Annotated in this window: 11 protein-coding genes and 1 riboswitch; of the genes, 10 read left to right on the top strand and 1 reads right to left on the bottom strand. The window is 68.8% G+C overall.

Annotation, left to right across the window (positions count from 1 at the left end):
• The 10 genes from AC6RA4_RS19010 to AC6RA4_RS19055 form a co-directional block, all read left to right on the top strand.
• Positions 1–663 (top strand): PhoH family protein (locus AC6RA4_RS19010; protein WP_500163051.1); only part of this gene is annotated, 663 nt, incomplete at its 5' end.
• Positions 664–846: 183 nt separating this feature from the next.
• Entirely contained in the window at positions 847–1,329 is a 483-nt protein-coding gene (ybeY, locus tag AC6RA4_RS19015; protein ID WP_500163053.1) for an rRNA maturation RNase YbeY, read from the top strand.
• A 36-nt stretch (positions 1,330–1,365) separates the two neighbouring features.
• Positions 1,366–2,343 carry a hemolysin family protein gene (locus AC6RA4_RS19020; protein WP_500163054.1) on the top strand — a complete coding sequence of 326 codons (978 nt, stop codon included), beginning with the start codon at positions 1,366–1,368 and terminating at the stop codon, positions 2,341–2,343.
• Positions 2,336–3,886, top strand: coding sequence for an apolipoprotein N-acyltransferase (lnt, locus tag AC6RA4_RS19025; protein WP_500163056.1), 1,551 nt, complete (start codon positions 2,336–2,338; stop codon positions 3,884–3,886). The genes AC6RA4_RS19020 and lnt overlap by 8 nt, the downstream gene beginning before the upstream one ends.
• 14 nt (positions 3,887–3,900) lie before the next feature.
• Positions 3,901–3,949: riboswitch (SAM-SAH riboswitch) on the top strand.
• Between the two features lie 3 nt (positions 3,950–3,952).
• On the top strand, positions 3,953–5,131 hold the full coding sequence (gene metK, locus AC6RA4_RS19030; RefSeq protein WP_500163057.1) for a methionine adenosyltransferase: 1,179 nt from the start codon (positions 3,953–3,955) through the stop codon (positions 5,129–5,131).
• Between the two features lie 202 nt (positions 5,132–5,333).
• Positions 5,334–6,047, top strand: a complete 714-nt coding sequence (gene trmB, locus AC6RA4_RS19035) for a tRNA (guanine(46)-N(7))-methyltransferase TrmB (protein WP_500163059.1) — start codon at positions 5,334–5,336, stop codon at positions 6,045–6,047.
• 137 nt (positions 6,048–6,184) lie between these two features.
• Positions 6,185–7,528 carry a 3-phosphoshikimate 1-carboxyvinyltransferase gene (gene aroA, locus AC6RA4_RS19040; RefSeq protein WP_500163061.1) on the top strand — a complete coding sequence of 448 codons (1,344 nt, stop codon included), beginning with the start codon at positions 6,185–6,187 and terminating at the stop codon, positions 7,526–7,528.
• Entirely contained in the window at positions 7,528–8,034 is a 507-nt protein-coding gene (locus AC6RA4_RS19045) for a hypothetical protein (RefSeq protein WP_500163063.1), read from the top strand. Before aroA ends, AC6RA4_RS19045 begins: the two co-directional genes overlap by 1 nt.
• A 52-nt stretch (positions 8,035–8,086) precedes the next feature.
• Positions 8,087–8,710: a (d)CMP kinase gene (gene cmk / locus AC6RA4_RS19050; protein ID WP_500163065.1), complete on the top strand. Its 624-nt coding sequence runs from the start codon at positions 8,087–8,089 to the stop codon at positions 8,708–8,710.
• On the top strand, positions 8,707–9,699 hold the full coding sequence (locus AC6RA4_RS19055) for an aldo/keto reductase (protein WP_500163067.1): 993 nt from the start codon (positions 8,707–8,709) through the stop codon (positions 9,697–9,699). The genes cmk and AC6RA4_RS19055 overlap by 4 nt, the downstream gene beginning before the upstream one ends.
• Before the next feature lie 134 nt (positions 9,700–9,833).
• Here AC6RA4_RS19055 and AC6RA4_RS19060 read toward each other — a convergent pair.
• On the bottom strand, positions 9,834–10,077 hold a 244-nt coding region (locus AC6RA4_RS19060), incomplete at its 5' end, for a hypothetical protein (protein WP_500163068.1).

Raw genomic sequence — 10,077 nt, forward strand, 5'->3', positions numbered from 1 at the left:
GGCAAGGTCGAGATCAAGACCCGCAAGAAGCTGATCGAGCCGCGCACCGACGCCCAGAAGGCCTATGTGCGCTCGCTCTACCAGCACGAGATGTGCTTCGGCATCGGCCCCGCCGGCACCGGCAAGACCTATCTCGCGGTGGCCGTCGGCGTGAACATGCTGATCACCGGCGCGGTCGACAAGATCATCCTCTGCCGCCCGGCGGTTGAGGCCGGCGAGCGCCTGGGCTTCCTGCCCGGCACGCAGGAGGAAAAGGTCGATCCCTACATGCAGCCGCTCTACGACGCACTGAACGATTTCCTGCCCGGCAAGCAGCTCGCCAAGATGCGCGAGGAAAAGACCGTCGAGATCGCGCCCTTGGCCTTCATGCGCGGCCGCACGCTCTCGAATGCCTTCGTGGTGCTCGACGAGGCGCAGAACGCCACCACCATGCAGATGAAGATGTTCCTCACCCGCCTGGGCGAGGGCTCGCGCATGGTGATCACCGGCGACCGAACCCAGGTCGACCTGCCGCGCGGCGTGCCCTCGGGCCTGCAGGATGCCGAGCGCCTGCTGTCGGCGATCGACAAGATCGGTTTCAACTACTTCACCGGCAAGGACGTGGTGCGCCACCCGCTGGTGGCGGCGATCATCGAGGCCTACGAAAAAGACGTCGAGGGCTGAGCCCTCGACCCTCGCCCCTCGAGCGGGGTCCCGCACCCGCCCTCTTGCGCGCCGCCCGGCAGCCGCTATATGCCCCTTGCTCTTCTCTGGTTGAAAAATACCTCGGGGGAGTCCCGGACGCAGGTCCGGGACGGGGGCAGCGCCCCCGGCTGCGAGTTATGACACAGGACGCAACGGGCCCCGATGCTGACCGACACGATTCTCGAAGATCCGCGCTGGCAGGAGGCCTGTCTCGAAGACCTGGGCGAACGCGCCGCCCGCGCCGCATTGTCGCATCTCGGTCTCGATCCCGACGGGTTCGAGATCGCGGTTCTGGCCTGCGACGACGCCCGCATCGCCGAATTGAACGGCGATTTCCGTGCCAAACCTGCCCCCACCAACGTGCTGTCGTGGCCCTCGGAGGAGCGCGATCCCGAGGAGCCGCCGCAAGGCGGCGAGGAGGGCATGCCGGAAGAACTGGGCGATATTGCCATCGCCTGGGAGACCTGCGCGCGCGAGGCGGCAGAGCAGGACAAGGCGCTGGCCGATCACATCACCCATCTGATGGTGCATGCCACGCTGCACCTGCTGGGCTACGATCACATCAGTGACGCGGAAGCCACGGTGATGGAAACACTCGAGACAGAAATACTTGGCAAAATGGGTATCGAAGACCCATATTCGTAACGCTGGGAGCTTTGGCTCCATCATTGGATAGGACAAATGGGCGATAACGACGGCTCGTCTATGGCAGCGCAAAGCGCGCAGCAGGTGACAGATGCATCCTCGGGCGACGGGCTTTTCCGCCGCCTCATCAAGGCGTTGAGACCGGAAGACGAAGAGGCTTCCGCGGTCAACGGCCAATCCATGACCATCGCGATGCCGACCCCGGGCATGATGAACCTGCGGCGCATGCGCGTCGAGGACGTGGCGATTCCCAAGGCCGAGATCGTCGCGGTGCCCGACACCATCACCAAATCCGAACTGGTTCAGGTCTTCCGCGACAGCGGCATGACCCGCCTGCCGGTATTCTCGGGCACGCTCGACACGCCGGTGGGCATGGCGCACCTCAAGGATTTCGCCCTGCGCCACGGCTTCAACGGCAGCGACGAGGATTTCGACCTCAAGAAGATCCTGCGCCCGCTGGTCTTCGTGCCGCCCTCGATGCCGATCGGCGTGCTGCTTACCAAGATGCAGACCGAACGCCGGCACATGGCGCTGGTGATCGACGAATATGGCGGCGTCGACGGTCTCGTGACCATCGAGGACCTGATCGAACAGGTCATCGGCGAGATCGAGGACGAGCACGACATCGACGAGGGCCGCAACTTCTTCCGCGAGAAATCCGGCAGTTGGCTGGCGCTCGCCAAGACCCCGCTCGAGGAGTTCGAGGCCCAGACCGGCATCGCGCTCACCGAAGACAAGGAGATCGACGAGGAAGAGATCGACACGCTTGGCGGTCTGGTCTTCATGCTCGCCGGCCACGTTCCGGCGCGGGGCGAGGTGGTGCCGCACCCGGGCGGCTTCGATCTCGAGGTGGTCGACGCCGATCCGCGCCGCATCAAGCGCCTGCGCATCCGCCCGCACGAACCGGCCCCCGGCGGCACGCCGCCCGCGGCACCGAGCGTCGCGGCCCCGCTGGCGCCGCCAGCCGAGCCCGAAACCAAGCCCGATGCCTTTGCAGAGGCGCAGAGTGCCTGACACCACGCGGGTCTTGTCAGACCGGATACCGGGCTGGGTCCGGCTTGCGCTCGCCGTTCTGGCGGGCGCATCGCTCGGGCTGGGGCAGGCACCCTGGGCGCTGACCTGGGCGGGCTTTGCCGGTCTCCTCGCCATCGTGGGTCTGTTTGCGCTCTGCAGGCGCCCGGGTGCCGCGCTGGCCGTCGGCTGGGGCGCGGGGCTCGGGTATTTCGCGCTGGTGCTCAACTGGGTCACCGAGCCGTTCCAGGTCGACGCCGCCAGCACTGGCTGGATGGCGCCCTTTGCCCTGTTCTTCCTCGCCGCCGGGCTGGCGCTGTTCTGGGCGCTGGCCTTCTGGCTTTCCGGGCGCGCCGCGCCCAACCGCAGGCTTTTTGCCCTCGTGGTGTTCTGGTCCGCCGTGGAGCTGGCGCGCGCCTACGTGATGACCGGCTTCGCCTGGGCGACGCTGGGCTCGCTCTGGGTGCCGACCCCGGCGCTGCAATGGGGGGCGTGGATCGGGCCGCACGGGCTCACCGTGGCGAGTCTCGGGATCGCTGCGCTCATCGTCGCGGGGCTGCGCGACCTTCGCTTCAGCTGGCCGCTGGCGCTTGCCGGCGTTGCCGGGCTGGCGGTGCTGGTCGCGGGCGGAGCGGCGCTGCTGCCGCCGCCACAGGACCTGACCGGGCGCCCGGTGGTGCGCCTCGTGCAGCCAAACGCGCCGCAGCATCAGAAATGGGACCGCGGCTTTGTGCCGATCTTCTTCGAGCGGCAGGTGGAATATACAGCCGCGCCCGCCAGAGACGGCCTCGACCGCCCGGCGCTCACCGTCTGGCCCGAAACCGCGCTGCCGATGCTGCTGCGCAATGCCGATGACGCGCTGGCCCGGATCTCCGAGGCCGCCGGCCCCGCCAAGGTGGCGCTCGGGATCCAGCGCGTCGAAGACGGCATCTGGTTCAACTCGCTGGCGCTCACCGGGCCCGATGGCGCGGTCGAGGCGCTCTACGACAAGCATCACCTCGTGCCCTTCGGCGAGTACATGCCCTTCGCGTCGCTCTTCGCGCGGATCGAGGTCGGCGGTCTGGCGCAGCGCGCCGCCGGCGGTTACGGCGCCGGGCCGGGGCCGCGCACCATCGACCTTGGCCCCGGGCTTGGCCGGGCGCTACCGCTGATCTGCTACGAGGCGGTGTTCCCGCAGGACCTGCGGTCGCCGCAACGCCCGGACCTGCTGTTGCAGATCACCAACGACGCCTGGTTCGGCACCGTCTCCGGCCCCTACCAGCACCTCGCGCAGGCGCGGATGCGGGCGGTGGAGCAGGGACTGCCGCTGCTGCGCGCCGCCAATACCGGCATCTCGGCGGTGATCGACGGGGCGGGGCGCGTGCTCGACAGCCTGCCCCTGGGCGAGGCCGGCTATCTCGACACCGCTCTGCCGCCGCCGCTGCGGGTCACACTCTATAGCCGTACCGGGGATCTCCCGCTCGCCCTGCTGCTAGGCTTGCTGGCGTTTACGCTGTGTTTGCCGCGGCGCCGGGTTTCGGTTGACGGCGAGTCCGCAACCACGTAGCGGTATCTGTCATATCCCCGTCACAACGGCTTCCTGGCGTGACGGCTGGTACCCAATGGAGCAAATATGTCCCGACAGAATTATATCTTCACTTCGGAATCCGTGTCCGAGGGCCACCCGGACAAGGTCTGCGACCGGATTTCCGATGCCATCCTCGACGCGCTCTTGGCCGAGGATCCGCTGGCCCGCGTCGCCTGCGAGACCTTCGCCACCACCAACCGCGTGGTGATTGGCGGCGAGATCGGCCTGACCGATCAGGACAAGCTGCACGAGTACATGCAGCGCATCCCCGATATCGCCCGCGCCTGCATCAAGGATATCGGCTACGAGCAGGACAAGTTCCACTGGGAGACCTGCGAGATCACCAACCTGCTGCACGAGCAGTCGGCCCATATCGCGCAGGGCGTGACAGGCGAGCGCGGCGACGAGGGCGCCGGCGATCAGGGCATCATGTTCGGCTACGCCACCAACGAGACGCCCGAGATGATGCCGGCGCCGATCCTCTACTCGCACGCGGTGCTCAAGCGCCTCGCCGAGGCGCGCAAGTCCGGTGCCGAGCCGCAGCTCGGACCCGACGCCAAGTCGCAATTCTCGGTGCGCTACGAGAACGGCAAGCCGGTGGGCGTGACGTCGGTGGTGCTCTCGCACCAGCATCTCGACCCGAGCCTCAGCTCGGACGATATCCGCGCCATCGCCGAGCCCTATATCCGCGAGGTGCTGCCCGAGGGCTGGCTCGGCAACGAGACCGAGTGGTGGGTGAACCCCACGGGCACCTTCGTGATCGGCGGGCCGGATGGCGATGCGGGCCTCACGGGCCGCAAGATCATCGTCGACACCTATGGCGGTGCGGCGCCGCATGGCGGCGGGGCGTTCTCGGGCAAGGATCCGTCCAAGGTCGACCGTTCGGCGGCCTACGCGGCGCGCTACCTTGCCAAGAACATCGTCGCCGCCGGCATGGCCGAGAAGGCCACGGTGCAGCTGTCCTACGCCATCGGCGTGGCCAAGCCGCTGTCGATCTATGTCGACACCTTCGGCACCGCCGAGGTCGACCCGGCGGCGATCGAGCGCGCGATCCCCAAGGTCATGGACCTGACTCCGCGCGGCATCCGCACCCATCTCGACCTCAACAAGCCGATCTACGAGCGCACCGCCGCCTATGGCCATTTCGGCCGCGCGCCGGACGCCGAAGGCGGCTTCTCCTGGGAGAAGACCAACCTCGCGGACGCGCTCGCCCGCGAAGTCTGAGGCGGGCAGGGGCGGGCGCGCTGCGCCCCGCCGTGGTCGCAAGATGAAAGGCCCGCGCGGTCGCCATGCCGCGCGGGTCGCTCAATAGGGTGGCGCTGAGTGGCCGCGAGCGGGTCTGATGTCGCGCCAGTCGCACAAGCCTTTTGCCGTGCGGACGCTGCGGGATTGCCCCGCGCGCGGCATGACGCTAAAGCCCCCGGCCATGACCAGTTCGAACAAGCATCCCGGCGCCCCGTGGCGCAACTTCTATGGCCGCGTGAAGGGCAAGACGCTGAAGGCGTCGCAGGAAGCCTATCTCGACGAGGATCTCGCCAAGCTCTCGCCCGGTGCGGTGGACTGGGAGGAGAACCCCGAGCGCGCCCCGCTCGACATGGGCGCGATGTTCGGCGGCAAGCCGGTCTGGCTCGAGGTGGGCTTCGGCGGCGGCGAGCACATGGTGCACCAGGCCGCGACCTACCCTGAGGTCGGCGTGATCGGCTGCGAGCCCTTCATCAACGGCGTGGCGATGCTGCTCGGCAAGATCCGCCGGGCGGGCGTCGAGAACGTCAGGGTCTACCCGGGCGACGTGCGCAACCTCTTCGACGTGCTGCCCGACGCCTCGATCGACAAGGCCTTCCTGCTCTATCCCGATCCCTGGCCCAAGGCGCGCCACCACCGGCGCCGCTTTGTCACGCCCGAGCATCTCGAGCCGCTGGCCCGCGTGCTCAAGCCCGGCGCCGAGTTCCGCGTCGCCACCGACATTCCCGATTACGTGCGCCAGACCATGGTCGAGGTGCCGAAGGCCGGGTTCGAGTGGCTGGCGGAGCGGCCGCAGGACTGGCGTGAGCCGTGGGGCGACTGGATCTCGACCCGCTACGAGCAGAAGGCGCTGCGCGAGGGCCGGGTGCCGCATTACATGACGTTCCGCAAACGCTGAGCGGGGCAGGGGCGCTGCCCCTCTTGGCGCGCTGCGCCAATTCACCCCGGAGTATTTGAGAACGAAGAGAAGACAGGGGCGCGGGCGGCTGCTATCAGCGCCGTGAGCGATAACAGAACAGAAGGCGAGGAGGCGAGATGTCGAGCCACGGGGAAGCCATTCCGATGATTGCACGCCGGTCCACGGGGCTGAGCGGCGAGGCGCATGTGCCGGGGGACAAGTCGATCTCGCACCGGTCGCTGATCCTCGGCGCCATGGCGGTGGGCGAGACCCGGGTGACCGGGCTGCTCGAGGGGCAGGACGTGCTCGACACCGCCAAGGCAATGCGCGCCTTCGGAGCCGAGGTCGAGAAGCGCGGCGAGACCTGGCACGTGAGTGGCGTCGGCGTGGGCGGCTTCGCCGAGCCCGGGCAGGTCATCGATTGCGGCAACTCGGGCACCGGGGTGCGGCTGATCATGGGGGCGATGGCCACCACGCCGATCACCGCGACCTTCACCGGCGATGCCAGCCTCAACAAGCGCCCGATGGCGCGGGTCACCGACCCGCTGGCGCTGTTCGGGGCGCAGGCGTTCGGGCGCGAGGGTGGCCGGCTGCCGATGACCATTGTCGGCGCGCGCGATCCGCTGCCCGTGCGCTACGCCACGCCGGTGCCCTCGGCGCAGGTCAAGTCGGCAGTGCTGCTGGCGGGACTGAACGCGCCGGGCGAGACCGTGGTGATCGAGCGCGAGGCGACGCGGGACCATTCCGAGCGCATGCTGACCGGCTTCGGTGCGCGCGTTGTCACCGAGGAGACCGAGGAGGGCCGGGTGATCACGCTCACCGGCCAGCCCGAGCTCAAGCCGCAGGTCATCGTGGTGCCGCGCGATCCGAGCTCGGCGGCCTTCCCGGTCTGCGCCGCGCTTATCACCGAGGGCTCGGACGTGCTGGTGCCCAATATCGGCCTCAACCCGACGCGGGCGGGGCTGTTCTTCACTCTGCAGGAGATGGGCGCCGACCTGACCTTCGAGAATCCGCGCGAAGAAGGCGGCGAGCCGGTGGCAGATCTGCGGGCGCGGTTCTCGCCCGATCTCAAGGGCATCGAGGTGCCGCCCGAGCGCGCCGCCAGCATGATCGACGAGTACCCGGTGCTGTCGGTGGTGGCGGCCTTCGCCGAGGGCAAGACCCACATGCCCGGCGTCAAGGAGCTGCGGGTCAAGGAAAGCGACCGGATCGACGCCATGGCGACGGGGCTGCGCGCCAATGGCGTGGAGGTCGACGAGGGCGAGGACTGGTGGACGGTGCATGGCCGCGGCCATGGCAACGTGCCGGGCGGGGCGGAGACCGAGAGCCATCTCGACCACCGCATCGCCATGTCGTTCCTCGTCATGGGGCTCGCCACGCAGGCGCCGGTGCGGGTCGATGATGGCGGGCCCATCGCGACCTCCTTCCCGATTTTCGAGCCGCTGATGAGCGGGCTTGGCGCGGTGATCGAGCGGCTCTGATGCAGCGGATCGCACCGCCCCTCGCGGCGTTTGCCGCGGCGATGCTGCTCTTGATGTGGTGGTACGCGTGGTCAGTGCTGATCCCGGCGGCGGGCGGTCTGATGCCGCTCGACATGCGGCTCTTCGGCTACTCGGTGGCGGCGGCAGAGGCCTATGTGACGGCGCTCGAGGGGCGCGGGCGGGCGGTCTATCTGCTCGAGATGCGCTGGCTCGACGCGGGGTTCATGTGGGCCTTTGCGCTGTTGATGGCGCTGGGGCTGCTGCGGCTGAGCCGGGGCCGGCCGATCTGGCTGCGGGCGCTGCTGCTGCTGCCGGTGGCGCCCTATCTTGGCGCCGACTGGGCCGAGGGCGTCACGGTGCGTGAGCTGCTTCTGCGCGGGCCCGAGCATTTCCTCCCGCTGCTGGCCGAATGGGCGGCGCACTTTACCCGGCTGAAGACCGGGTTCGCGGCGCTGTCGCTCGGGCTTCTGGCCTGGCTGTGGTGGTTGGAGCGGCGCCAGGGTTGAAGCCCGGGGCGGCGCTCGCCATAACGGCGGGACGGATCAAGGAGGCCGCGCCATGAGCTTCACCATCGCCATCGACGGGCCGGCAGCCGCCGGCAAGGGCACCATCAGCAAGGCTGTGGCGGCGCATTTCGGCGTCGGGCATCTCGACACCGGGCTGCTCTACCGCGCCGTTGGCAAGCGCATGCTCGACGGGATCGAGCCGATCACGGCGGCGCAGGAACTGGTCGCCGAGGACCTGCAGGCCGAGGGGCTGCGCAGCGCCGCGGTGGCGCAGGCAGCGAGCAAGGTGGCGGCGATTCCCGAGGTGCGCGCGGCGCTGGTCGATTTCCAGCGCGCCTATGCGAGGCGTGCCGGGGGCGCGGTGCTCGACGGGCGCGACATCGGCACGGTGATCTGCCCAGACGCGGAGGCCAAGCTCTTTGTCACCGCCAGCGCCGAGGTGCGCGCGCGGCGGCGCTTCGAGGAGCTGCAGGCGGGCGGGGCCGAGACCGACTACGAGACCGTGCTGGCCGACACCAAGGAGCGCGATCACCGCGATGCCTCGCGGGCGGACGCGCCGCTGCGCCCGGCGGAGGACGCGGTGATCCTCGACACCTCGACACTGGATATCGACGCCGCGGTGGCGCAGGCCATCGCCGCGGTGGCGGCAAAGCGCAAGCACGGAGAGACGGCATGAAGACTCGGACCATCGGAGGGCTCGAGACCTCCTGCCTTGGCATCGGGGCGATGTCCTTCGCCGATTTCTACGGCGCCACCACCGAGGAGAACTCGCAGGCCATCCTCGACCTCGCCCATGCGCTGGGGGTGCGCCATATCGACACCTCGAACGTCTATGGCATGGGCCGCTCGGAGCGCGCCATCGGCGCGTGGCTGAGCGCCAATCCCGGGGCGCGGGAGGGGCTGCACATCGCCACCAAGGCGGCGATCACCCGCGATGCCGAGGGCAACCGTTGCTTCGACAACTCGCTGGGGCATATGGAGGCCGAGCTCGACAAGTCGCTCGAGCGGCTGGGCATCGACTGCGTCGATCTGTTCTACGTGCACCGCTACCAGGCCGAGATCCCGGCGGCAGAGGTGGCCGGCACCATGGGGCGGCTGGTCGAGAAGGGGAAGTGCCGCAGCATTGGCTTTTCCGAGATCGCGCCGTCGACGCTGCGGCTGGCGCATGCGGAATACAAGGTCGCGGCGGTGCAGTCGGAATACTCGCTTTCGACCCGGCTGCCCGAGATGGGCATGCTGCAGGCCTGCTCCGAGCTCGGCGTGGCGCTGGTGGCGTTCTCGCCAGTGGGGCGCTCGCTGCTGACCGACCATCCGATCAGCCGCGCGCAGATCGAGGGAAACCCGTTCCTGGCCAGCAACCCGCGGATGATGGAGCCGAATTACAGCCGCAATCTCGAGATCGTCGCAGGCTTCCGGGCGCTGGCCGCCGAGATGGGGCTGAGCGCGGCGGGGCTTGCCATCGCATGGACGCTGCACAAGGGCGATCACGTGCTGCCGATCCCGGGCACCCGCTCGGTCCCGCATTTCCGCGAGCTGGTGCAGGGCGCCGACGCCAGCCTCACCCCGGAGGACATGGCCCGCATCGAGGCGGTTCTGCCGATCGGCTGGTGCCATGGCGACCGCTATTCGATGGCGCAGTGGGTCGGGCCGGAGAACTACTGCTGAGCCGCGCGAGGGCTCCTCGAGCCCGTGCGGCCTCTCCTCGCGGCGGCGGAAATCGCCGTGAGACGCTGCCCGAGCGGGGTTTGACGCCGCTCGGGGCTTGATCCGCCGGGCGGCTGGGGGTATATCGCGCGACGTCAAGACAGGCGCAAAGCTGCGGACAGGGAGGTGAGCAGGGTCGGAATCACACCGGCCCTCTTTGTTTGTAGCGCCAGACAAGACCAACGTTGCCCGTTCGCGCGGGCGGCAGCCAAGACCGGCGGAGACAACCGCCCGGCCAGAAAACCGTTTGTAAAGGAACAGAACGCCACATGGCTAACGCAACCATGGAGGAATTCGAGGCCCTCCTTAATGAAAGCCTCGAAATGGACACCCCGGACG

Source organism: Salipiger sp. (assembly GCF_059781815.1).